This window comes from Streptomyces sp. BF23-19 (genome assembly GCF_041106355.1).
In the GTDB taxonomy this organism is placed as follows: Bacteria; Actinomycetota; Actinomycetes; order Streptomycetales; family Streptomycetaceae; genus Streptomyces; species Streptomyces virginiae_A.
The window spans coordinates 1-23,557 of record NZ_JBGBPT010000103.1 but is presented as its reverse complement, the minus strand read 5'-3'; the positions used below and the strand labels follow the sequence as shown (position 1 = coordinate 23,557).

At 71.2% G+C, this 23,557-nt stretch carries 21 protein-coding genes; 6 read left to right on the top strand and 15 right to left on the bottom strand.

What is annotated here, in order from left to right:
* Positions 1-21: 21 nt before the first annotated feature.
* Positions 22-297 carry a hypothetical protein gene (locus AB8A24_RS37810; protein ID WP_033222376.1) on the bottom strand — a complete coding sequence of 92 codons (276 nt, stop codon included), beginning with the start codon at positions 295-297 and terminating at the stop codon, positions 22-24.
* A 172-nt stretch (positions 298-469) separates the two neighbouring features.
* Here AB8A24_RS37810 and AB8A24_RS37805 point away from each other — a divergent pair, with 172 nt between their 5' ends.
* A complete protein-coding gene (locus tag AB8A24_RS37805; RefSeq protein WP_328963287.1) occupies positions 470-2,062 on the top strand; it encodes a beta-N-acetylhexosaminidase in 1,593 nt (530 codons plus the stop codon).
* A gap of 16 nt (positions 2,063-2,078) precedes the next feature.
* On the opposite strand, the gene AB8A24_RS37800 is transcribed toward AB8A24_RS37805, so the two are convergent.
* The 7 genes from AB8A24_RS37800 to AB8A24_RS37770 all read right to left on the bottom strand — a co-directional run bounded on the left by AB8A24_RS37800 (position 2,079) and on the right by AB8A24_RS37770 (position 10,090).
* On the bottom strand, positions 2,079-2,627 hold the full coding sequence (locus AB8A24_RS37800; RefSeq protein WP_328963288.1) for a hypothetical protein: 549 nt from the start codon (positions 2,625-2,627) through the stop codon (positions 2,079-2,081).
* A 167-nt stretch (positions 2,628-2,794) separates the two neighbouring features.
* On the bottom strand, positions 2,795-4,576 hold the full coding sequence (locus AB8A24_RS37795) for an IucA/IucC family siderophore biosynthesis protein (protein WP_369478756.1): 1,782 nt from the start codon (positions 4,574-4,576) through the stop codon (positions 2,795-2,797).
* Complete coding sequence (locus tag AB8A24_RS37790; protein ID WP_328963290.1) at positions 4,573-5,157, bottom strand: GNAT family N-acetyltransferase; 585 nt, start codon at positions 5,155-5,157, stop codon at positions 4,573-4,575. The genes AB8A24_RS37795 and AB8A24_RS37790 overlap by 4 nt, the downstream gene beginning before the upstream one ends.
* Complete coding sequence (locus AB8A24_RS37785) at positions 5,157-6,455, bottom strand: SidA/IucD/PvdA family monooxygenase (protein WP_328963291.1); 1,299 nt, start codon at positions 6,453-6,455, stop codon at positions 5,157-5,159. The genes AB8A24_RS37790 and AB8A24_RS37785 overlap by 1 nt, the downstream gene beginning before the upstream one ends.
* Complete coding sequence (locus AB8A24_RS37780) at positions 6,439-7,932, bottom strand: aspartate aminotransferase family protein (RefSeq protein WP_328963292.1); 1,494 nt, start codon at positions 7,930-7,932, stop codon at positions 6,439-6,441. The genes AB8A24_RS37785 and AB8A24_RS37780 overlap by 17 nt, the downstream gene beginning before the upstream one ends.
* Positions 7,933-8,086: 154 nt before the next feature.
* Positions 8,087-8,986: a siderophore-interacting protein gene (locus AB8A24_RS37775; protein ID WP_369478755.1), complete on the bottom strand. Its 900-nt coding sequence runs from the start codon at positions 8,984-8,986 to the stop codon at positions 8,087-8,089.
* Between the two features lie 66 nt (positions 8,987-9,052).
* Positions 9,053-10,090 (bottom strand): ABC transporter substrate-binding protein, encoded by a 1,038-nt coding sequence (locus AB8A24_RS37770; protein ID WP_369478754.1) that lies wholly within the window; start codon positions 10,088-10,090, stop codon positions 9,053-9,055.
* A gap of 241 nt (positions 10,091-10,331) precedes the next feature.
* Here AB8A24_RS37770 and AB8A24_RS37765 point away from each other — a divergent pair, with 241 nt between their 5' ends.
* Positions 10,332-10,646 (top strand): hypothetical protein, encoded by a 315-nt coding sequence (locus AB8A24_RS37765; protein ID WP_369478753.1) that lies wholly within the window; start codon positions 10,332-10,334, stop codon positions 10,644-10,646.
* Positions 10,647-10,713: 67 nt separating this feature from the next.
* Here the strand turns inward: AB8A24_RS37765 and AB8A24_RS37760 are convergent, their stop codons facing one another.
* Genes AB8A24_RS37760 through AB8A24_RS37745 form a run of 4 tightly spaced genes read right to left on the bottom strand, consistent with a single transcriptional unit; the run spans position 10,714 to position 16,537 of the window.
* Positions 10,714-11,874, bottom strand: coding sequence for an acyl-CoA dehydrogenase family protein (locus AB8A24_RS37760; RefSeq protein ID WP_030716104.1), 1,161 nt, complete (start codon positions 11,872-11,874; stop codon positions 10,714-10,716).
* A 7-nt stretch (positions 11,875-11,881) separates the two neighbouring features.
* Positions 11,882-12,799, bottom strand: a complete 918-nt coding sequence (locus AB8A24_RS37755; protein WP_369478757.1) for a hydroxymethylglutaryl-CoA lyase — start codon at positions 12,797-12,799, stop codon at positions 11,882-11,884.
* Positions 12,800-12,810: 11 nt separating this feature from the next.
* On the bottom strand, positions 12,811-14,904 hold the full coding sequence (locus AB8A24_RS37750; protein WP_369478752.1) for an acetyl-CoA carboxylase biotin carboxylase subunit: 2,094 nt from the start codon (positions 14,902-14,904) through the stop codon (positions 12,811-12,813).
* A gap of 16 nt (positions 14,905-14,920) precedes the next feature.
* Positions 14,921-16,537 (bottom strand): carboxyl transferase domain-containing protein, encoded by a 1,617-nt coding sequence (locus AB8A24_RS37745; protein WP_266484393.1) that lies wholly within the window; start codon positions 16,535-16,537, stop codon positions 14,921-14,923.
* Between the two features lie 99 nt (positions 16,538-16,636).
* On the opposite strand from AB8A24_RS37745, the gene AB8A24_RS37740 reads away from it, so the two are divergent.
* The 3 genes from AB8A24_RS37740 to AB8A24_RS37730 all read left to right on the top strand — a co-directional run bounded on the left by AB8A24_RS37740 (position 16,637) and on the right by AB8A24_RS37730 (position 19,247).
* Positions 16,637-17,215 (top strand): TetR/AcrR family transcriptional regulator, encoded by a 579-nt coding sequence (locus AB8A24_RS37740; protein WP_030716093.1) that lies wholly within the window; start codon positions 16,637-16,639, stop codon positions 17,213-17,215.
* 56 nt (positions 17,216-17,271) lie between these two features.
* Positions 17,272-18,084, top strand: a complete 813-nt coding sequence (locus AB8A24_RS37735; RefSeq protein ID WP_328963297.1) for a phosphatase — start codon at positions 17,272-17,274, stop codon at positions 18,082-18,084.
* A 281-nt stretch (positions 18,085-18,365) separates the two neighbouring features.
* On the top strand, positions 18,366-19,247 hold the full coding sequence (locus tag AB8A24_RS37730; protein ID WP_369478751.1) for a DUF4253 domain-containing protein: 882 nt from the start codon (positions 18,366-18,368) through the stop codon (positions 19,245-19,247).
* Positions 19,248-19,262: 15 nt separating this feature from the next.
* Here the strand turns inward: AB8A24_RS37730 and tesB are convergent, their stop codons facing one another.
* Positions 19,263-20,141 carry an acyl-CoA thioesterase II gene (gene tesB, locus AB8A24_RS37725; RefSeq protein ID WP_369478750.1) on the bottom strand — a complete coding sequence of 293 codons (879 nt, stop codon included), beginning with the start codon at positions 20,139-20,141 and terminating at the stop codon, positions 19,263-19,265.
* Positions 20,142-20,167: 26 nt separating this feature from the next.
* Positions 20,168-21,325, bottom strand: a complete 1,158-nt coding sequence (locus AB8A24_RS37720; protein WP_369478749.1) for an acyl-CoA dehydrogenase family protein — start codon at positions 21,323-21,325, stop codon at positions 20,168-20,170.
* A 354-nt stretch (positions 21,326-21,679) separates the two neighbouring features.
* Between AB8A24_RS37720 and AB8A24_RS37715 the strand changes: the two genes are divergently transcribed.
* The gene (locus tag AB8A24_RS37715; protein ID WP_369478748.1) at positions 21,680-22,654 is read left to right on the top strand and encodes a hypothetical protein; all 975 of its coding nucleotides are present in this window, start codon (positions 21,680-21,682) and stop codon (positions 22,652-22,654) included.
* Here AB8A24_RS37715 and AB8A24_RS37710 read toward each other — a convergent pair.
* Positions 22,642-23,295: a helix-turn-helix domain-containing protein gene (locus tag AB8A24_RS37710; RefSeq protein ID WP_369478747.1), complete on the bottom strand. Its 654-nt coding sequence runs from the start codon at positions 23,293-23,295 to the stop codon at positions 22,642-22,644. The genes AB8A24_RS37715 and AB8A24_RS37710 overlap by 13 nt on opposite strands.
* Positions 23,296-23,557 lie beyond the last annotated feature (262 nt).

Genomic DNA, 23,557 nt, shown 5'->3' with positions numbered 1-23,557 from the left:
CCGCGTGCGGCGGCCGCCGGCTCAGCCGTAGACGATGCGGCGCAACTGCCGGAGCGAGAGCTGCGGCGGCGCCACGGCGCGGTGCGGCAGTTCGGCCGCGATCCGCTCGAAGATCTCCGCGTTCACCGCTCCGCCGGACTGCAGTTCCCGGTGGCGGCGGCGGACGAACTCCTCGGTCGTCTCGTCGAAGTAGGCGAGCACGTCCAGTACCACCCGGACTGCCTCACCGCGCTGCAGCGCGGTGCTGCGCACCAGGTGGTCGACGAGGTCGTCATGCGACGGGCGGCGATCGAGCACTCGTAGATATTGGCGGCTTACCGCGTCGAACGCAAAGATCCTGCCCGATTTCGGGCAGGATTCCTCTGGTCTGGACCAGTAAGGTGCCCGGTGTGACTTCCTTCGGATGATTTCCGCCCGTCCCGGATCCACCCACCGGACGCGGCGGCCCGCTTGGCCTATACCTGTGGGCATGAGAGTCCTGCGACGCACGCTCGGCACCCTCCTCGCCCTCGCCGCGGCCCCGGCCCTGATGACCGCCTGCACCGCCGCCCACGGTGACGACGCCAGACCCGGGGACGACCCGCCGGTGGCCCTCGCCCCCTTCGAGCAGCTGCTGCCGGCCCCGCTCTCCGCGCGCGCGGAGGGCCCCGGCTACCCCTTCGGCGCGGCCACGGTCATCCGTACCGGCCACGGCGCGGACGAGGAGGTCCGCCGGGTGGGCGAGCTCCTCGCCGAGCAGCTGCGCGGAGCCGGCGGGCTCCCGCTGCCGGTGGTCGACGGGGCGCAGGGCGACGGGATCCGGCTCAGGATCGACGAGGCGGCCCAAGGGGTGGGCGACGAGGGGTACCGGCTGGAGTCCGGCCCGACCGGGGTCACCCTCACCGCGCGGACGCCGGCCGGGCTCTTCCACGCGGGACAGACGCTGCGCCAGCTGGTGCCGGTGGCGGGTCCGGGTACGGTGCCGGGCGGGACGGTCACCGACCGGCCGCGCTTCGCGTACCGGGGGGCCATGGTCGACATCGCGCGTCACCACTTCTCGGTGGAGCAGGTGAAGAGGTACGTGGACCAGCTCGTCCAGTACAAGGTCAACACCCTGCACCTGCACCTGACCGACGACCAGGGGTGGCGCCTGGCGATCGACTCCTGGCCGCGGCTGGCGGAGTACGGGGGCGGCAGCGAGGTCGGCGGCGGGCCCGGCGGCCACTGGACGAAGGACGAGTACCGGGAACTGGTGGCCTACGCGGGGCAGCGGTACGTGGACGTGGTCCCCGAGATCGACATGCCCGGGCACGTGAACGCGGCACTCGCCTCCTACGCCGAGCTGAACTGCGACGGGAAGGCCCCGGACCGGTACACCGGCACCAAGGTGGGCTTCAGCTCGCTGTGCGTGGCCGAGGAGCGGACGTACGAGTTCATCGACGACGTGCTCGGTGAACTGGCGGAGCTGACCCCGGGCCGCTACCTGCACATCGGCGGCGACGAGGCGCACGCGACGCCGGCGGCGGACTACGCGGCCTTCATGGACCGGGCCCAGGAGGTGGTGGGGCGGTACGGCAAGACGGTGGTGGCCTGGCACCAGCTGGCGGCGGCCCGCCCGACCCGGGGCGCGGTGCTCCAGTACTGGGGCCACGACAAGACCGCGGCCGCGGACAAGGCGGCCGTGGTGGCGGCGGCGAAGGCGGGGCACCCGCTGATCCTGTCGCCGGCGGACCGGCTGTACCTGGACATGAAGTACGACCCGGCGACGAAGCCGGGCCTGGCCTGGGCGGGGTACGTCCCGGTGCGGCGCGCCTACTCCTGGGACCCGGGGGCGTACCTGGCCGGGGTCCCGGAGTCGGCGGTGCTGGGCGTGGAGGCCCCGCTGTGGACGGAGAACGTCGCGACGCGCGGCGACTGGGAGCAGATGGCCTTCCCGCGGGTGCTGGGCCTGGCCGAACTGGGCTGGTCGCCGGCGGCCGCGCTCGACTGGACCTCCTACAGCCGCCGGCTGGCCGCCCAGGCACCCCGGCTGGACGCGCAGGGCATCGGCTTCTTCCGGGCGCCTGACGTCCCCTGGCAGTGACCGGTGGGGGACGGGGTCAGGGCCGGCAGGAGGTCGTGGCCCCGTCGGCCTCCGAGCCCACCGATATCTCGAATCCGGACCCCGGGGCGAACTCCGCGCCGGCCTCGGGACCGTAGAACTCGGTGAAGAAGTGCGCGGGCGGGAAGGAGAGGGCGAACACCTTGGCCTGCCCGTCCTCGCCCTTCGTGAAGCACGATCCCCACGTTTCCTGTCCGTGCGCGGGTTCGGGCTCGAACCGCCAGCCGTCGGCCTCGGCGGCCTTGCGGTAGTGGTCCAGGACCTCCTGGCGGGTGCCGGGGTACAGGTAGGTGCGCCCGGCGGACAGCCAGGCGTCGCCGCTGTCGTCCGCGCACTCGGAGGAGACGCCGTCGAAGGTGCGGGGGGCGTTCGCGCCGGGCGGCCGCGAGTCGAGCAGGGGCAGCGACTCCAGCTCCTTCATCCGCGCCTCGGTCCCCTCGCAGGTCTTGAACGGCGTCAGGAAGGAACAGCCGGACAGCCCTCCGGCCACGAGCACGGCCGACAGGAGCAGGGCGGGCGCCCGGCCAGGGCGGATCCGGAACGGCATACGGGCTCCCAGACGGATTCGGGCCGCGGGCTCCGGCCACGGGAGCGGACACACGAAAGCGTGACCGCGAAGAGGGCCATTGTGCTTCGCGGTCACGCCGTCGGGATCTCGGGGTGGGGAGGGGGAGGCATCGAGGGACCGTATCGATGCCTCCCCCGCCCCGTGTGTCACCGCCGGGCGAAGGCCGCGACGGGGTTCTGGAGGTTGCCGATCAGCTGGAGGGCCGCCGCCGGGTCGGCGAGGTCGACCATCTGCTTGTTGTTGCGCAGCTGGAGGCGGTTCAGGCAGGACAGCTGGAACTCCGGCGCGAACAGGTCGTACCGCTCGAAGCGCTCCGCGAGCTGCGGCATCGACTCCTGGTACTCGTGGCCGCAGTCCGCGACGGCCTGCCAGAAGGTGTCCTCCTCGCAGATGCCCTCGTCCACGAGGATCGCGCCGAGGAAGCGGAAGAAGCAGTCGAAGACGTCCGTGAAGATCGACAGGAGCTTCATGTCCTCGGGGATGTCCGCCCGGACCCGCTCGACCGCGGGCGGCAGCACCGCGTCCGCGTCCATGATGACGATCTCCTCGGCGATGTCCTTGAAGATCGCCCGCTTCACCAGGCCGCCCTCGATGACGAGGATGGTGTTCTCGCCGTGCGGCATGTACGCGAGGTCGTACTGGTAGAAGCAGTGCAGCAGCGGCACCAGGTAGGCGCGCAGGTAGTGGCGCAGCCACTCGGCCGGCGCCAGACCCGACTCCGCGATCAGCGCGCCGACGAAGGACTTGCCCTCGGCGTCCACGTGCAGGAGCGAGGCCATCGTGGCGAGGCGCTCGTCGCCCTCGATCCGGTTGACGGGGGACTCGCGCCACAGCGCGGCCAGCATCTTGCGGTACGGGGAGTACCGGTCGGTGGCGCGCTCGTACTGGCGGTGGTGGTAGCCGATCGCAGCGCGCTCGCGGATGATCGAGAAGTCCACCGACTTCAGGACCTCGTCGCCCTCGATCAGCTGGTGCAGCCAGTCGTTGATGGCCGGGGTGGCCTCCATGTACGCGGCCGACAGGCCGCGCATGAAGCCCATGTTCAGGACCGAGATGGCGGTCTTGACGTAGTGCTTGCGCGGCGCGCTCCGGTTGAAGAACGTGCGGATCGACTGCTGCGCGAGGTACGCGTCCGGGCCCTCGCCCAGCAGCACCAGGCGGTTGTTCGCGATCTCGGCCGCGAAGGTGACCGTGGTCTTGTTCCACCACTGCCAGGGGTGGATCGGGAAGAGGTGGAAGTCGGCCAGGTCCAGGCCCAGCGCGGTCATCCGCTCGGCGAAGACGCCGATGGTCTCGTCGCCGAGCTCCTCGCGCATGAAGGAGTCGTGGTCCAGGCCCGCGCCCGCCGTGAAGGTGGAGACGTCCTTGCGGGCGGCCGCCCACACCAGGTGGACGGGGCTGGCGGTCTCCGGGGCGTACGAGAGGTACTCGTGCACGCCGAAGCCCAGCCGGCCGTTGTTCGCGACGAAGCAGGGGTGGCCCTCGGTCATGCCCGTCTCGATGTCCTGGAAGGAGGACTTCGCGAGGACGTCGGAGGAGACCTGCGGCTTCGTGTACTTGTAGCCGGTGCCGGCCAGGGTGGAGGAGATCTCCTCCAGGTAGACGGGCAGCACCTCGGGGCTCAGGCCCAGGGCTTCGCGCAGCTCGATGTGGAAGTCGAGGGCGTCCAGCTCCAGCTCGGCGCCGCCCCGGTGGCGGGTGATGGAGGCCTCGTCGACCGACCAGTGGTCGAGGGCGTGCAGGACGGCCTTGAAGCGGTACTCCACGGTGGAGTCGTCGCTGCGGACCGAGTACCAGGAGTCCCCGAGGGACTCGGGGGTCAGCAGGCGCTCGTGGGAGAACTCCGCGAGGCCCTTGCGGACGAGGGCGCGGTTGGCGCGGGCCCACAGCTCGGGGGAGAGGTGGGCGACGGCGTCGGCGAGGCTCATATGGAGACCCCCAGGGCGGCCGTGGCGGCCTCGAACTGCGCGCGGGTGCAGAAGCTCAGCAGGGCTTCCTTCTCCGGCTTGGTGACCTGGCGCTCCGGTACGAAGCCGACGGCCTCGTTGAGGGCGTGCACGGCGGTGTTGGCGACGTCCGGTTCGACGACGACGCGCTCGGTGGTCGGGTCGGCGAAGATCGCGGCCATGACCGTGGTGATGACGGCACGGGTGAAGCCGTGCAGCGGGGTGTCGCTCGGGGCGACGAGGAAGTGCATGCCGACATCGCCCGGCCGGGCGTCGTAGAGGCCGACCAGCTCCAGCTCGGACGGGTCGTAGGTCTCCATGAGGAAGGCGGGGCGGCCCTCGTGCAGGCCGATGAAGGCCTGGTGGTGCTCGTGCGCGGCGATCCTCATGTACTCGCGCTCGACGTCCGGCAGGGACGCGTCCTGCATCATCCAGAACGAGGCCTTCGGGTGGGTGACCCAGCCGTGGAGCAGCTCCGCGTCGGCGAAGGGGTCCAGGGGGCGCACGGCGAAGGAACCGAGTTCTTTGTCGGTGCGGGAGAAGAGGAGTTCGGTGGTGCTCATCAGAGGGTGCCTTCCGGGGCGGCGAACTGCTGGAACGCGATGGACTTCTCGACCTTGTAGTGCTCGCGGCCGAGGAGCTCACCGACGATGTACGCGTTCCGGTACGCCGCCATGCCCAGGTCGGGCGAGGTGAGGGAGTGGTTGTGGGTGGTGCCGTTCTGCAGGTAGACCCCGCGGCCCGTGGTGTCGATGCTGTAGTTGCGGGCGGCGTCGAGACGGCCGTGCCCGTCGAAGTTCAGGCGACCCCGCACCGGGTTCAGGAATTCCGGGAAGGCGTACTTGTAGCCGGTGGCCAGTACCAGGCCCTCGGAGGTGAGGGAGAAGTCCCGCTCCTGCTCCTCCTGGCGCAGCCCCAGCGTGTACGTGCCCGTGGTGGTGTCGTACGCGGTGCTGTTCAGGGAGGTGTTGGTCAGCAGGGTGGTCGGGACCGCGCCCGGCATGCTGATCTTCTTCTGGTAGAGCAGGTCGAAGATGGCGTTGATCAGGTCGCCGTCGATGCCCTTGAAGAGGTTCTTCTGCTGGGTCTCCAGCCGGTACCGGGTGTCCTCGGGGAGCGCGTGGAAGTAGTCCACGTACTCGGGGGAGGTCATCTCCAGGGTCAGCTTCGTGTACTCCAGCGGGAAGAACCGCGGCGAGCGGGTCACCCAGTTGAGCTGGTAGCCGTGGACGTCGATCTCGGCGAGGAGGTCGTAGTAGATCTCGGCCGCGCTCTGGCCGGAGCCGATGAGGGTGATCGACTTCTTCTTCTGCAGCTCCGCCTTGTTCTGCATGTAGGCGGAGTTGTGCAGGAAGTCGCCCCCCAGGCCCTCGCAGGACTGCGGGACGTGCGGCGGGGTGCCGGTGCCCAGGACCAGGCGGGGGGCCCGGTGGGTCTCGCCCTTGTCGGTGTGGACCTCGTACAGGCCGGCCTGCTCGTCGTAGGTGACCTCGGTGACCGAGGTGGACCACCGGACGTTGTCGAGGCGGTCGGCGGCCCAGCGGCAGTAGTCGTTGTACTCGGCCCGCAGCGGGTAGAAGTTCTCCCGGATGTAGAAGGAGTACAGCCGGTCCTTGTCCTTCAGGTAGTTCAGGAAGGAGAAGGGCGAGGTCGGGTCGGCGAGCGTGACCAGGTCCGACATGAAGGGCGTCTGGAGGTGGGCGCCGTCCAGGAACATGCCGGCGTGCCACTCGAAGTGCGGCTTCGACTCGATGAAGAGACCGTCGATCTCGTCGAGCGGGGCGGTCAGGCAGGCGAGTCCGAGGTTGAACGGACCGACGCCGATGCCGATGAAGTCGTGGGTCTCAGCGGTGGAGGGCAAGGGATTCTCCCAGGAACTGCTCGGCATGTGCGGCGAGAAGGTCGAGGACGGCCGCGATGTCGGCCGTCGTGGTCTGCGGGTTGAGGAGGGTGAACTTCAGGTACTGCTTCCCGTCCACCTTGGTGCCGGCCACGACGGCCTCGCCGGAGGCGAACAGGGCCTTGCGGGCGTGCAGGTTGGCCTCGTCGACCAGGTCGGCGCGGACGTCGCCGCCCTCGGGGACGAAGCGGAAGACCAGGGTGGAGATCTGCGGCTTGACGACGACCTCGAAGCGCGGGTCGGCGTCGATGACGTCCCACCCGGCCGCGGCCAGGTCGATGACCTCGTCGAAGAGCGAGCCGATGCCGTCGGCGCCCATGACGCGCAGGGTCACCCAGAGCTTGAGCGCGTCGAACCGGCGCGTGGTCTGGATGGACTTGTCGACCTGGTTGGGGATGCGCTCCTCGGCCATGCGGCGCGGGTTGAGGTAGTCCGCGTGGTACGTGGCGTGCTTGAGGGTGTCGCGGTCGCGCACCAGCATGGCGCTGGAGCTGACCGGCTGGAAGAACGACTTGTGGTAGTCGACGGTGACCGAGTCGGCGCGCTCGATGCCGTCGAGGAGGTGACGGCGGGTCGGGGAGGCCAGCAGTCCGCAGCCGTAGGCGGCGTCCACGTGCATCCACGCGGAGTGCTCGTCGGCGAGGCGGGCGATCTCGGGGAGCGGGTCGATGGACCCGAAGTCGGTGGTGCCGGCGGTGGCGACGACGGCCATCGGGAAGAGGTCCTCGGAGGCGCACTCCTCCAGTTCCAGGGCGAGCACCGCGGTGTCCATCCGGCGGTTGCGGTCGACCGGGACGGAGATGACGGCCTCGTAGCCGAGTCCGAGCATCGCGGCCGACTTCTGGACGCTGAAGTGGCTGGCCTCGGAGGTGAAGATGCGCAGCTTCGGCAGGAGTTCGGCCTTGGTGAGCTCGCGTCCCTCGTCGAGGGCCTTCTTCATGACGAGGCGGCAGGCCTCGTCCCGGGCGAGGAGCAGGGCGTGGAAGTTGGACTGGCTGCCGCCGGAGGTGAAGATGCCGTCCGCGGCCGGGCCGAGGCCGATGCGCTCGGTGGTCCAGTCGATGAGGCGGCGCTCGATGAGCGTGCCGCCGATGGACTGGTCCCAGGTGTCGAGCGAGGAGTTGACCGCGGAGAGGATCGCCTCGCCGAGCACGGCGGGGATGACGACCGGGCAGTTGAGGTGGCCCAGGTAGCGCGGGTGGTGGAAGTACACCGCGTCGCGCAGGTAGACGTCCTCCAGCTCGTCCAGGACGGCGGCCGCGTCGGCGAGCGGCTTGTCCAGGTCGATCCCGTTGATGACCGGGGCGAGTTCGTCGACGGATATACCGGTGTGGGGTCGCTGCGTCGTCGCGAGTTTGGCGGCGACGCGCTCGACGCCCTCGGTGACGGAGCGCCGGTAGAGGTCCGCGGTCGTCTCGTTCAGCAGATGCGAGCGCATCAACTTTCCTCCGGGCAGGGGGTGGAGAAGGGGTGGGGTGTGTGTGGCGTGTGTGAATTAGGTTAGCCTAACCTTAGTATTTCGCCAAATGCAGACAGGCCCTGGCTGAAAAGCCAGGGCCTGCGGCAACTGCTCTATGGGGTGGGGGAACTGACTACAGCTCGGACGTCGGGTCCTCGCTGGGAGCCTTGCCCGCGTACGCCTCGGCGAGGAGCTGTTCCTCGCTCGCGCCGAGCCGCCAGTAGCCGGTGAAACGTACGGCGCGACGGTCGACGGATCGTTCCTGCACGAAGTGCCGGCGCACCGCGCGGATCGTGCCCGACTCGCCCGCCAGCCAGACGTACGGGGCGTCGGTCGCACCCGGTTCGGCCGAGCGCAGCGCGCTCAGCACCTGCTCCGTCCGCTCCCGGCCGTGGCTCTCGCGCACGATCCAGGTGATGTCCGCGTCGGTGAGCGCCGCGAGGTCGAGCCGGTCGTCCTCGTGCGGGATCTCGAACCAGGCCTTGACCCGGGTCCCGGCGGGCAGCCGGTCCAGGATCGCGGCCGCGGCCGGCAGGGCGGTCTCGTCCGCGTACATCCAGATCGCGTCGGTGTCGGCCGGCGGCTGGAAGCGTACGGACTTGTTCTCCGCGACGGCCGGTCCGATCGCCAGGATCCGGCGGCCGGTCACCGCCCGCCCCGCCCAACGGGACGCGGGGCTCGCGTCCCCGTGCAGGACGAAGTCGATGTCGACCTCGTCCGCCCCCTCGGGCGTACGGCGCTGCTCGCGCACCGTGTAGGAGCGCATCACCGGCCGCTCCTCGTCCGGCATCCCGCGCCAGGCGGCGAACCAGGTGTCCTCGTCCGTGGACGGGAGCACCGTGTGCTCCTGGTCGGCCGCGGGCAGGAAGAGCGACAGGCTCTGGTCGAATCCGCCCGAGCGGAAGCCCGCGAGGGACTCCCCGCCGAACGTGACCCGCAGGAACGAGTGGCCCAGACGGCGCGTGCGGAGCACTTCGAGCGCGAAGAACCGGAAGTGTGCGACGGCCGGGGCGTCGGATGCGGTGGCGGTCATGCGGAGAGGTCCCCCCTGGGAGTCGGTACGGCCTGCCTGGCGCCCGGGGTCACCGGGCGCCGAGGGTCAGCTGACCTTCTTGGCGTTCTGGATGGACTTCGCGAGGTCTTCCAGGATCTGCGCGCACTTGTCGTACGAGAAGATCGGCTCGGTCACGCGGGGGATGACCTGACCGGCCTTGACGGCGGGCAGCTCGTTCCAGGTCGGCTTGGCCTTCAGCTGCTCCGGCTGCAGGGTGCCGGTGCGGTTGTCGAGCAGGACGACGTCCGCCTTGTACTTGCCGGCGTTCTCCCAGCTGAGGCTCTCGAAGAAGCCGCCCTCGTCCAGCTTCTCGGGGGTGACGAACTCGACGCCGAGCTGCTTGAAGTACTTCAGGTCGGCCGAGGTGTCCGGGGTGGACGCGTAGAACAGGGCGTCCGCGCCGGAGCCCACGAGCACCTTGACGCCCGGGTTGGCCTTGGTGGCCTCGCGCACCTTCGCGGCGGCGGCCTCGAAGCGGGCCTTGGCGTCCACGGTCTTCTTGGAGTTCAGGTCCGCGCCGAGGGACTTGGCGAGGTCCGCGGTGCGCTCCAGCGCCTTGTCGAGGGTGACGTCGCCGCCCACCTTGATGGCGGCGTGCGGGGCGAGCGCGAGGATCTTGTCCTTCGAGGCCTCCGGCACGTACCAGTAGGTGCCGTCCCAGCTGTTGGTGACCATCAGGTCGGGCTGGAGGGCCGCGTACTTCTCGACGTTGAACTCGTCGTAGACGTTGCCGAGGATCTCGACCTTGGAGATGTCCATCGAACCGGCCTGGACGTCGGGCTTGCCGTCGGCGGTCTTGGTCGGACCGAACACGCCCTTGACCGGGACGCCGTAGTCGTAGAGCGCGGCGGCGGTGCCGGTGAAGGCGACGATGTTCTTCGGCTTGGACTTGGTGGTGACGTCGTTGCCGAGGTCGTCCTTGAAGGTCCAGGAGCCGGAGGTCGCGGCGCCGTTGTCCTTGCCGCCGTCACCCTTCGCCGAGTCGGTGCCACCGCACGCGGCGAGGACGGCGACGAGGCCGAGGGCGCCACCGGCCGCGATGAAACCGCGACGGGTGAAGGAGGAGGTTCGGGACTTGGGCATGTCGATGTCCGCTTTCGTGCGTGCAGGGGCGGCGGCTGGGCCGTTCGGTGAGAAGGTTAGCCTAACCTAATGAGATGTCCAGTGGTGGGGGAGGATCCGTTCGTGAGGTGGATCACCCTCATCGAAGTCCGCGCCGACCGGCCGCAATCCCCATCACCCGCCGGTGAGCCGGGCGTTCGCCCGGATCGCGTCGGCCGTTCCGCACCGAGGGACGCCGATCACGCGTGTGAATACTGGGCGCATGCGAAGGCAATGGTGGATCGCCGCAGGAGTGAACCTGCTGATGGGAGTGCCGGCTGTGGTGCCGGTCTGGCTCCTTTGGTACATCGCCGTCAACGGGCCGCTCGCCGAACTCGGCTGGACCGTTTCGGAACCCACGGAGAACGACGGCACGATGCTGGTGATCCTGGTCCCGATCGTGACTGCGTCCGCGCTGCTGTGGTGGCTCGCCAACCACTTCGTACGGCGATGGAACACGGCGGCGGCCCAGGTCTACTGGCCGGTGTGCGCCCTGGTGACCCTGGTTCCCACGTTCGCGCTCATGGCCCTTCTGTGACCGCCCGCCTGCATGCCGAAGTCCGGCGCGGGCACGGGGCCCACGCCGGACGTCGTCATCGGGTGCCTCAGCCGGCGAAGCCCAGCTCGCGCGCGATCAGCATGCGCTGCACCTCGCTCGTGCCCTCGCCGATCTCCAGGATCTTGGAGTCCCGCCACATGCGGGCCACCGGGTACTCGTTCATGAAGCCGTAGCCGCCGTGGATCTGGGTGGCCTCGCGGGCGTTGTCGACGGCGACCGTCGAGGAGTACAGCTTCGCGATCGCCGCCTCCTTCTTGAACGGCTCCCCGGCCACGAGGCGGGAGGCCGCGTCACGCCAGCCGATGCGGGCCATGTGGGCGCGCATCTCCATGTCGGCCAGCTTGAACTGGATGGCCTGGTTGTCGCCGATCGCCTTGCCGAAGGCGTGCCGCTCCTTGGCGTACTTCACCGACTCGTCCACACAGCCCTGCGCGAGACCCGTCGCGAGCGCGGAGATGGCGATCCGGCCCTCGTCGAGGATCCGCAGGAACTGCGCGTAGCCGCGGCCCTCCTGGCCCACCAGGTTGGCCAGGGGGACCCGTACGCCGTCGAAGGACAGCTCACGGGTGTCCGAGGAGTTCCAGCCCACCTTGGAGTACGGGGCGGCCACCGTGAAGCCCGGGGTACCGGACGGGACGATGATCGAGGAGATCTCCGGGCGGCCGTCCGCCTTGCGGCCCGTCACGGCCGTGACGGTGACCAGACCGGTGATGTCCGTGCCGGAGTTGGTGATGAAGCACTTCGAGCCGTTGATGACCCACTCGTCGCCGTCCTTGACGGCGGTGGTGCGGGTACCGCCCGCGTCGGAGCCCGCACCGGGCTCCGTCAGGCCGAAGGCGCCGAGGATCTCGCCGGAGCACATCTTCGGCAGCCACTCGCTCTTCTGCTCCTCGGAACCGAAGAGGTAGATCGGCATGGCGCCGAGGGAGACCCCGGCCTCCAGGGTGATGGCGACCGAGGAGTCGACGCGGGCCAGCTCCTCCAAGGCGATGCCGAGGGCGAGGTAGTCCCCGCCCATGCCGCCGTACTCCTCCGGGAAGGGCAGGCCGAACAGGCCCATGCGGCCCATCTCGGCGACGATCTCGTACGGGAACTCGTGCCGCTCGTACAGGTCGCCGATCTTCGGGGCGACGACGTCGTGCGCGAACGCCTCCACGGTGCGGCGGAGTTCCTCGTGCTCAGGTGTGAGCCGGTGGTCGAGGGACATGGTGTGACTACTCCTTGTGGGAGAGGGCGCGGACGGTACGGGAGGGGCTGGGGCGTCCCAGCTGTTCGGCCATCCACACGCTCGTGGCGGTGAGGGCGGCCAGGTCGACCCCGGTTTCGATGCCGAGGCCGTCGAGCATCCACACCAGGTCCTCGGTCGCGAGGTTGCCGGTGGCGCTCTTCGCGTACGGGCATCCGCCGAGGCCGCCCGCGGACGCGTCGACGGTGGTCACGCCGTGCTGGAGCGCGGCGAGGGTGTTGGACAGGGCCTGGCCGTAGGTGTCGTGGAAGTGCACGCCGATCCGGTCGGTCGTGACCCCGGCCTCGTTCAGCGCGGCGAGCAGGGCCTGGACATGGCCCGGGGTGGCCACGCCGATCGTGTCGCCGAGGCTCAGCTCGTCACAGCCGAGGTCCAGCAGGGCCTTGGCGACGGAGACGACCTGGTGGACCGGGACCGCGCCCTCCCAGGGGTCGCCGAAGCACATCGAGAGATAGCCGCGCACATGCGCCCGCCCCTCCTTGGCGCGGGCCACGACGGGCTCGAACATGGCGAGGGACTCGGCGACGGTGCGGTTGAGGTTGCGGGAGGCGAAGGTCTCGGTGGCCGAGCCGAAGACCGCGATGCGCGTGGCCCCGAGGGCGAGCGCGCGGTCGAGGCCGCGCTCGTTCGGGACGAGGACGGGCAGGTGGGCGTCGACGTCGGCGATCTGCGGGAACAGCTCCTCCGCGTCCGCCAGTTGGGGCACCCACTTGGGGTGCACGAAGCTGGTGGCCTCGATGGTCGTCAGCCCGGCGGCGGCCAGGCGGTGGATGAACACCGCCTTGACGGCCGTGGGGACGGCGCCCTTCTCGTTCTGCAGCCCGTCGCGGGCGCCGACCTCGTGGATACGGACGCGGGCCGGGAGACCGGCGGCCGGGACGTTCATGGGCAGCCTGTTCACGCGGCCTCCTCCGACTCTTCGTCCGGGGTGACGACCGCCAGGATCTGGTCCATGGCGACCGTGCTGCCGGGGGTCACGTCCAGCTCGGTGACGGTGCCGGCGTGCGGGGCGGAGATGACGTGCTCCATCTTCATGGCCTCGACGACGAGCAGACTCTGCCCGGCCGCGACCTTGTCGCCGACGGCCACCTTGACCACGGTGACGGTGCCGGGCATGGGGGCGGCGAGGGTGTCGGCGCCGCCGTGTCCGGCCCCGCTCAGGTTGGCCACGACGGGGTCGTACGTCTGGACGTGCCAGGAGTCGGCGTCGCGCCCGAGCCAGGTCCCCTCCGGGGAGGCGGCGTGGCTGAAGCGGTGCGTGACGCCGTCGAGTTCGATGGTGACGGTGTCCGGGGTACGGCTGAGGATCCGGGCTCGCGCCGGTGCGCCGGGGCTCTGCCCCGGACCCCGCGCCTCAAGCGCCGGCGAGGCTGAACCGGCCCCGGCCTCGTCGATCAGCAGCTCGTGGTCAGAGCCCAGAGGGCGGGTGCGGATTTCTACGGGGTCCTGACCGGGGAGGCGGAAGTGGTGCACCGTCCAGGCGGGCGTGCCGCCCAAGCGCCAGCCGTCGGCGGCGTCGAAGGGGTCGATCCACTGATCCGGCCCGTCCGGCGTTCGAGGCGCGGGTCCGGGCAGAGCCCGGGGACCCTGCGCCAGCAGGGCCGCAGCCGCGTACACCTCGTCCGGGACGCCCTCCGGCAGGAGGGACGGGAGGTCCCGCTCCACCAGCCCGGTGTCCAGGTCGCCGGAGACGACGTCAGGGTGGGCCAGCAGCCTCCGCAGGAAGCCCGCATTGGTCTGCACACCCAGGATCACGGTGTCGGCCAGCGCCGCCCGCAGCATCCGCAGCGCGGTCGCGCGGTCCGGGCCGTGGACGATGACCTTCGACAGCATCGGGTCGTAGGTGGAGCCCACCGGGACGCCCGCCGTCAGGCCGGAGTCCGTGCGTACCGCACCGCCCGAGGGCTCGGACAGGGCCAGCACCGTGCCGCCCGACGGCAGGAACCCGCGCGCCGGATCCTCCGCGCAGACGCGGGCCTCGATGGCGTGCCCGGTCAGCGTCACCTCGGACTGGTCGAAGCCGAGAGGCGCGCCCGCCGCGACGCGCAGCTGCTGCTCCACCAGGTCCAGCCCGGTGATCAGCTCCGTCACCGGGTGCTCGACCTGGAGGCGGGTGTTCATCTCCATGAAGTAATAGGAGGAGGGGTCGCCGCCCGGGACGATGAACTCCACCGTGCCCGCGCCGACGTACCCGCAGGAGCGGGCCGCGTCGACCGCCGCCGCGCCCATCGCCGCCCGGATCTTCTCGTCGAGCAGGACCGACGGGGCCTCCTCGATCACCTTCTGGTGCCGGCGCTGCAGCGAGCACTCGCGCTCGCCCAGGTGCACCACGTTCCCGTGGGCGTCCGCCAGCACCTGGATCTCGATGTGCCGCGGCCGGTCCACCCACCGCTCGACCAGCAGGGTGTCGTCGCCGAAGGAGGACCGCGCCTCGCGGCGGGCCGCCGCGATCTCCTCGGCCAGCGCCGCCTCGTCGCGCACCAGCCGCATGCCCTTGCCGCCGCCGCCCGCCGAGGGCTTGAGCAGCACCGGCATACCGATCTCCATCGAGGCGGAGACCAGGTCGGCGTCGGTCAGGCCGCTGCCCGAGGAGCCCGGTACGACGGGCACGCCCGCCGCCTTCACGGTCTCCTTGGCGCGGATCTTGTCGCCCATCAGGTTGATGGCGCTCGCCGGCGGCCCGATGAAGGCGAGGCCGGCGTCGGCGCAGGCCTGCGCGAAGGCCGCGTTCTCGGCGAGGAAGCCGTAGCCGGGGTGGACGGCCTCGGCGCCGGTGCGCCGGGCGGCATCCAGCAGCCGCTCCACCGACAGGTAGCTCTCGGCGGCCGCGGCCGGGCCGATACGGACGGCCGTGTCGGCCTCCCGGACATGGCGGGCGTCCGCGTCGGCGTCGCTGAAGACGGCCACGGAGCGGATGCCGAGCTGCCGCAGGGTACGGATGACCCGGACCGCGATCTCGCCCCGGTTCGCCACCAGAACAGTGCTGAACATCAGTGAGGTCCTCACGTCACATACGGAAGATGCCGAAGCCCGAGTCGCCCAGCGGGGCGTTCGCGCACGCGGTCAGGGCCAGTCCCAGCACCTGCCGGGTTTCCATCGGGTCGATGACCCCGTCGTCCCACAGCCGCGCGGTGGCGTAGTAGGCGTTGCCCTGCTCCTCGTACTGCGCGCGGACCGGGGCCTTGAAGGCCTCCTCGTCCTCGGCGGGCCACTCCTGGCCCGCGCCCTCGATCTGGTCGCGCTTGACCGTGGCGAGCACCGAGGCCGCCTGCTCCCCGCCCATGACCGAGATCTTGGCGTTGGGCCACATCCACAGGAAGCGGGGCGAGTACGCCCGACCGCACATCGAGTAGTTGCCGGCGCCGTACGAGCCGCCGACGACCACGGTCAGCTTCGGCACCCGGGTGCAGGCCACCGCCGTCACCATCTTGGCGCCGTGCTTGGCGATGCCGCCGGCCTCGTAGTCCTTGCCGACCATGAAGCCGGAGATGTTCTGGAGGAAGAGGAGCGGAATGCCGCGCTGGTCGCACAGCTCGATGAAGTGCGCGCCCTTCTGCGCGGACTCGGCGAACAGGATGCCGTTGTTCGCGATGATCCCGACCGGGTGTCCGTGGATCCGGGCGAAGCCGGTGACCAGCGTCTGGCCGAACTCGGACTTGAACTCCTGGAAGCGGGAGCCGTCCACGATCCGCGCGATGATCTCGCGGGCGTCGTACGGGGTGCGCGAGTCGACGGGGACCGCGCCGTACAGCCCGTACGGGTCCACCTTGGGCTCTTCCGGCGCCTCGACCGACCAGGGCAGGGCCCCGCGCTCGGGCAGGGTCGCCACGATGTTCCGTACGATCCGCAGCGCGTGCGCGTCGTCCTCCGCGAGGTGGTCGGTCACGCCGGAGATTCGGGAGTGGACCTCGCCGCCGCCGAGCTCCTCGGCCGTGACCACCTCACCGGTGGCGGCCTTCACCAGCGGCGGGCCGCCGAGGAAGATCGTGCCCTGGTTGCGGACGATGACGGCCTCGTCGCTCATGGCCGGCACGTACGCCCCGCCCGCGGTGCAGGAGCCGAGGACGGCGGCGATCTGCGGGATGCCGGCCCCCGACATGCGGGCCTGGTTGTAGAAGATGCGGCCGAAGTGCTCCCGGTCGGGGAAGACCTCGTCCTGCATGGGGAGGAAGGCACCGCCCGAGTCGACCAGGTAGAGGCAGGGGAGACGGTTCTCCAGCGCCACCTCCTGGGCGCGCAGGTGCTTCTTGACGGTCATCGGGTAGTACGTGCCGCCCTTGACGGTGGCGTCGTTCGCGACGATCACGCACTCGCGGCCGCTGACCCGGCCGATGCCCGCGATGACCCCGGCGGCGGGGGCCGCGCCCCCGTACATGCCCTCGGCGGCCAGCGGGGCCAGCTCCAGGAAGGGGGATCCGGGGTCGAGGAGGGTGTCCACGCGCTCGCGCGGGAGGAGCTTCCCGCGGGCGGTGTGGCGGGCGCGGGCCTTCTCGCCGCCGCCGAGCCGGGCCGCGTCGAGCCGGGCCCGCAGGCCCTCGGTCAGCTCGCGGTGGGCGGCCTCGTTGGCCCGCCAGGCCTCGGACGCCGGGTCCGCGGCGCTCGTCAGCACTGGTGCCTGCTGCATCGGTCGAGCTCCCTTGCTCGTTCCACGCGGTTAATGAGCGTTAACGCTTGTGGGACTCAGGTTAACGACCGCTAACGGCCCTGTCTAGAATGGTTTCCCATGAGCACCAGAGCGGCCGCCCCGACCCGTCGCGAGCAGATCCTCAGTGAGGCCGCTCGCCTCTTCGCCGCGCGTGGATTCCACGGCGTGGGCGTCGACGAGATAGGGGCCGCGGTGGGCATCAGCGGCCCCGGCCTGTACCGGCACTTCGCGGGCAAGGACGCCATGCTCGCCGAACTGCTCGTCGGCATCAGCGAGCGGCTGCTGACCGGCGGCCGGCACCGCGTGGCCCAGGCGGCGGGCGACCCGGCCCGGGTGCTGTCCTCCCTCATCGACGGCCACATCGACTTCGCGCTCGACGACCGGGCGCTGATCACCCTCCACGACCGGGAGCTCGACCGGCTCCGGGACGCCGACCGCAAGCTCGTACGACAGCTGCAGCGCCAGTACGTGGAGCTGTGGGTGGAGGTCGTACGGGAACTGCACCCGGAGGTCGTCGAGGCGGAGGTACGGGTCGCCGTGCACGCGGTCTTCGGCCTGCTCAACTCCACCCCGCACCTGGCGGCCTTGGGGCGCGAGGCGGTGGAATCGCTGCTGCGGCGCCTCGCGCACGGCGCGTTCGGGGCGCTGTCGGCATGACCCGGGGCGTCCGCCGACCGGAATGGACGCGCCGTCTCCGGTCCGGCGGCGGCAGAATGGCCCGTATGCCGAAGCCGATAGAGACGCCTGTACCCACCCGCGCCGAACTCATCGACCACCTGGTCCGCACGCGGATCGCGGGGCAGGTCGCCACGCCGCGCGACAACAACCTCAGCCACTACCGCAAGCTCGCCAACGGCGACCGGCACTACTGGCTCGGCCTGGAACTGGGCGACCGCTGGACGGACGAGCAGGACGTGCTCGCGGTGATGGCGGAGCGGTGCGGGGTCGTGGACGACCCGGCGTTCCGGTTCGGCCAGGACACCATCGACCCCGAGCTGACCGTGGCCGGCCTGGACCGCCTGGCGGCGCGGCTGCGCAAGGCGGCGGCGGACCGACAGAGCGTGCTCTTCGCGACCGGCCACCCGGGCGGCCTCCTGGACGTCCACCGCGCCACGGCGGCGGCCCTGCGGGCGGCGGGCTGCGAGATCGTCGTCATTCCCCGGGGCCTGGTGGCAGACGAGGGCTCGGTGTGGCAGTTCGCCGACGTCGCGGTCCTGGAGCGGGGTGCGACGCTGTGGCACACCCACTCGCCGGAGCCGATGGCCGCGATCCTGGACGGCCTCGCGGCTTCGAGCCGCCCGCTGCCGGACCTGGTCGTGGCGGACCACGGCTGGGCGGGCTGCGCGGCGCAGCGCGGCCTGGACGCGGTGGGCTACGCGGACTGCAACGACCCGGCGCTGTTCATCGGCGAGGCGGAAGGCACCGTCCAGGTGACGATCCCCCTGGACGACCACGTCCGCGACCCGCGCTTCTACGACCCGATGGTGGCGTACATCCTGGACGCGGCGGGCCTGTTGGGCGCGTAGCGCGACGGACACGAAAAAGCCCCGCCTGGACCCCTTACCCCACCGACCTCAACAGTGACGGCACGCCGGAACACGTCGGCGTGCTCCGGAGCGGGGAGCTCTACGACTTCCTGAGCACCGGCAGGACCCTGGTCGGGACCGGCTGGAACGGATACGACATCGCCCTCTGACGTGGGCCGATTTCTGAGGGGGTGAGGTCCCGTGGGGACCTCACCCCCTCTTCCGTTCCGCACGACCTTGTGGGGCGCCGGTTGTCAGTGGCCGTGGTTACGGTCGGCCCCATGGCGAAGTCTTCGAAGGTGCGAACCCCGCTGTCCGTCCTGGCCGAGGATCCCCAAGGGCGTTCACTGGGGCTGGAGTTGCCGCCCGGTGCGGTCATCGACAGGCCCGGTTGGCGGGGTTGGGGGATGGGGCGGCGGGTCGAGCCGTTGCTGTGGGTGTCCGACGAGGCCGTGGGGGTCGGGGCGCTCGCCGCTCACCGGAGTCCGGCGCTCGCCGCCGCCGGGCTGCAGGCCGTGCTGTTCCAGGGGCGGCGCGGGCTCGAACGGTGGTGGCAGGACCGGGAGTTCTCGCCCGATCGGATGTCCGACCCCGACGACCATCACGTCGAGCCGGTGCTGCGTGAGTTCTGGAGCAGGGTGGTTCCCGATCCGGAGGAGGGGGAGGGGGAGGACGGCGAGCAGCTCATCGCGCCCTTCGGCAGGGACTGGCCCGGGCTCGCGGAGGACGGGCCAGAGGGATCGAAGGGCTCGGACGGCTCGGACGATCCGGACGCCCTGGCCTGCGAGCTCGCGGACGCGCTGATCGCGAGCGGTTTCCTGCCGAGCCCGCGGCTCGCCCTGGTCCCCGCCGGCCGTGGAGCGGACGTTCCCACCGCCGTGGGCTGGTGCGGGCCGACCAACTTCGAGAACGACACCGCTCTCATCAGCACCGTCCTGCGCTCCTGGGAGGACCGCTTCGGCGCCCGCGTCGTCGCCCTCGGCGTCGACGAGCTCCACGTGTCCGTGGCGGCCCCGCCGCGTACGACCGCCCACGCGCTCCCCGTCGCCGCGGAGCACTTCGCCTTCTCGCCCGACAACATCTGGCAGGGCTCCGGCAGCATCCGCGCCTACGCCGACGAGGCGGTCACCGGCAGCAACCACTGGGGGTTCTGGTGGGACTGAGCGGCCGGGCGGACGTCACGCACGCGGGACGCGTACGACACCCTCCTGGATGACCGTCACGGCCAGCCGGCCGTCCTGCGTCCAGATGCGGGCCTGGCCGAGGCCCCGGCCCGCGGCCGCCGAGGGCGACTCCTGGTCGTACAGCAGCCACTCGTCCGCGCGGAAGGGCCGGTGGAACCACATCGCGTGATCCAGCGAGGCGCCGACCACGTCGCCCACCGCCCAGCCGCCCCGGCCGTGCGCGAGCAGCACCGAGTCCAGCAGGGTCATGTCGGAGACGTAGGTGGCCAGGCAGGTGTGCAGCAGCGGATCGGCGCTGTCGAGCTTGCCGGCCGTACGGAACCACACCTGCGAGCGCGGCTCCACCGGCTCGCCCACGCTGCCCCAGGGCGGGGTCGTGGCGTAGCGCAGGTCCACCGCCTCCCGCGTCTCGATCAGCCGCTCCACCGTGCCGGGGTCGCGGAAGATCTCGCGGTACGCGGGCAGCGATTCGGCCGCGGTGGGCAGGGACTCCGGGTCCGGGGCGGACGGCATGGCGACCTGGTGGTCGAGGCCGTCCTCGTACGTCTGGAACGACGCGGAGAGGTGGAAGATCGGCTGGCCGTGCTGGACGGCGACGACCCGGCGCGTGGTGAAGGAGCGCCCGTCGCGGATCCGGTCCACCGAGTAGACGATGGGCGCGGAGGTGTCCCCGGTGCGCAGGAAGTAGGAATGCAGCGAGTGCGCGACGCGGTCCGCGGGGACGGTCCGGCCGGCCGCGACCAGGGCCTGGGCCGCGACCTGGCCGCCGAAGACACGCGGTACCAGCGAAGGCCGGCTGGTACCGCGGAAGATGTTCTCCTCGATCTGCTCCAGGTCGAGCAGATCGAGGAGCGTCGTCAGTGCCTCGTTCATGGGGGAAGGGTAAGTGCCCGAATTCCTTACAGCCCCATGGACTTGGCGATGATGGACTTCATGATCTCGCTGGTGCCGCCGTAGATCCGGTTCACGCGGTTGTCGGCGTACAGGCGGGCGATCGGGTACTCGTTCATGTAGCCGTAACCGCCGTGCAGCTGGAGGCAGCGGTCGATGACGCGGTGCGCGACCTCGGTGCAGAACAGCTTCGCGGAGGCGGCCTCGGCCGGGGTCAGCTCACCGGCGTCCAGGGCTTCCAGGGCGCGGTCGGCGACGGCCTGCGCGGCGTCCACCTCGGCCTGGCAGGCGGCCAGCTCGAACTTGGTGTTCTGGAAGTGCGCGACGGGCTTGCCGAAGACGGTGCGCTCCGTGACGTACTGCTGTGCGAAGCGGACGGCCGCGGCGGCCTGGGCGTACGCGCCGAAGGCGATGCCCCAGCGCTCGGAGGCCAGGTTGTGGCCGAGGTAGTAGAAGCCCTTGCCCTCCTCGCCGAGCAGGTCCTCGACCGGGACCTTCACGTCGACGAACGCCAGCTCGGCGGTGTCGGAGGTCTTCAGGCCCAGCTTGTCGAGCTTGCGGCCGATGGAGTAGCCCTCGGACTTGGTGTCCACGGCGAAGAGGGAGATGCCGAAGCGGCGGTCGTCCGCGCTCGGGGCGGAGGTGCGGGCGCAGACGATCACGCGGTCGGCGTGGACGCCGCCGGTGATGAAGGTCTTGGAGCCGTTGAGGACGTAGTGCGTGCCGTCCTCGGAGAGCTTGGCGGTGGTCTTCATGCCCGCGACGTCGGAGCCGGTGCCCGGCTCGGTCATCGCGAGGGCCCACATCTCCTCGCCGGAGACGAACCTCGGCAGGAAGCGCTTCTTCTGCTCGATGTCGGCCAGCATCTTGATGTAGGGGAGGGCGAGCAGCACGTGCACGCCGGAGCCGCCGAAGTTGACGCCCGCGCGGGAGGTCTCTTCGTAGAGGACGGCCTCGAACTTGTGGGTGTCCAGGCCCGCGCCGCCGAACTCCTCCGGCACGTTGATGCCGAAGACGCCCAGCTCGCCGAGCTTGTAGTAGAAGTCGCGCGGCGCCTGACCGGCTGCGAACCACTCGTCGTAGACCGGGACGACCTCGGCCTCGATGAAGGCGCGGATGGTCTCGCGGAATGCCTCGTGGTCCTCGTTGAAAACGGTACGGCGCACAGCCGGCTCCCTTCGGTCGCGGCGGTCCGCCGCCATGCCTAAGCGCTTGCTCAGCATAAGTTACCGGCCAGTCAAACTAGCTGTCCAGAGTGGAGACGCCGCAGAAAGGGTGGGGTGCCTCACCCTCGCCCGCGCGGGGCGGCCCGTACGGCGGCCCCGCGGGCGATCCCGACATGACCCCGAGGCGCCCCCCGAGGCACTCCCGAGGCGACCTCGACGGAAGGGGTTCGTCCGCGCCGCCGTGGCCGGAATGTGCTCAAGAATGCCTTGTTCGTGGGCTCACGTACCGATTCGCCCTCCCCTAATCTGCCCGGCATGCCACTTTTCCGGAGAGCGAAAAAGGCCGGTTCGGGCGTGGGCGGGGGACAGGGCGGGGAACCCGGCGGGGGGCCGGATCACTCGCCGGTACCACCGTGGTGCGCCTGGTTCAGCCCCGCCGACTGGCACGCCTTCGAGGCCCTTCTGAACGATGTCTTCCTGGACGGGAACACGAGCGGGCCGCCCATGCGCTTCGGGGAGCACCGCCACCTCTCGCTCGCCGCCGAGGGGCAGACCGGCGCCCCGCTGGACCTGGCGGAGATAGCCGAGCTGGTCCGCGCGCTGCCGCACACGAACTGGCGGTCGGCCACCGTCTCCTTCCTGAACCAGAAACAGCGGCTCGCCGAGCGCCGCCGCGAACTGGAACGCGCCGGCTTCTCCGAGGTCCGCAACCTGCTCATGCCGAGGCTGGTGACCGTCGACTCGGTGACGGAGCGCCACGCCCTGGCGGTCGCCCTCACCGAGGAGCTCGCGGCCGTCGTGGTGATCCAGGTGGGCGGCTCCCTCTCCGCACCCGTACCGCCGGAGCAGTTCGACTCCTGGCAGGTGGACAGCTCCGAGGTCTGGGCCGCGGCCATGACCAACCTCGACGCCGCGCCCGTCTCGCTCCAGTACAACGAGGACGCGAACCCGCTGGTGAACGTCGAGGCCGACGGCGGATGGACCTCCACCCACCTCCTGCACGCCGCCGACCTGATCGACCGCCCGGCGCCGCTCGGCATCCTCGCGATGGTCCCCTTCCACGGGCACCTGATGCTGTGGGCGGTGGAAGGGCCGGACCTGCACACCTGCGTCATCGCCTACGGCCCGCTCGTCCGGAAGATGTGGGAGGACGCCCCGCAGGAGTACCGCCTGAGCTCGCGGCTGCTGTGGATCGGCGAGGACGGGATCGAGTCGATCGAGGTCGATCCCTCGCCGCCCGGCAGCAAGGAGCCGAGCGTGATCACCGGCTCCGCCCGCTTCCTGGAGATGCTCGCCACCTTCCGGCCGCCGGACGACTACCCCGGCTGATCCGGGCCGCGATCGGTGGTCCGCAGCGCGAACCACAGCTCCATCCGCACGTCCGGGTCGTCCAGGTCACGGTCCAGCAGTTCGGCGGTGCGGCCGACCCGCTGGCGGACGGTGTTGCGGTGCACGCCCAGGGCCGCGGCCGTGCGGTCCCAGTTGCCGTGGTGGGCCAGCCAGCCGCGCAGGGTCTCCCGCAGGGCGGGGGAGAGCGGCCCCAGCAGGGCCTCGGCGTGGGCGCGGGCCTCGGCCTCGTCGACCAGGCCCGCGAAGCCGGGGTCGCTGTGGTGGGCCAGCGGGGTGCGGGCCGCCTCCGCCCGTCGCACGGCCCGCTCGGCCTGGGCGTCGGCCGTGGCCAGCCCGGAGGGTGCGGCCGGGGCGCTCACCCCGAGCCGCCAGCCGGGCTGCGCGGCGGGCTCGCGGTCCGTGAGCAGCCGTACGCCGCCTTCGTGCGGGTCCAGCAGTACGGTGCCCAGCGCGGCCGCGAGGGCCTGCAGATCCCCGGTCCCGCGGGCGTGGACGGCGTACCAGGGCCCGGCCGCCAGGGCTTCGGCCGGATCCCCGTCGAGCAGCAGCCGGGTCAGGGCCGCCGCCTCCGCCCCGGCGGGCCGTTCGGCGGTGAGCAGGGTCAGCAGGACGGCGGCCACCGAGGCCACGGTGTGGTCGCCGGGCGCGCGGGCCGGGGTCGCGGTGCCCAGTGCCGCCCGCCCGGCCAGGGCGTAGGCGGCCAGGTGGTGTCCGCCCGCCCGGTCGGTGGCGGTGGCGGGCCCGCCCTCGCGGCCGACCCGGGTCAGCAGCGCCGACAGGGCCTCCCAGGCCGGAGCCGGCAGCTGCCGTCAGGCGCGCCGCCGGGCGCGCGGCAAGGACGGCGCCCGAAGTGGTGCCCGGGGCGGGGCCCGTCCCCGTCGT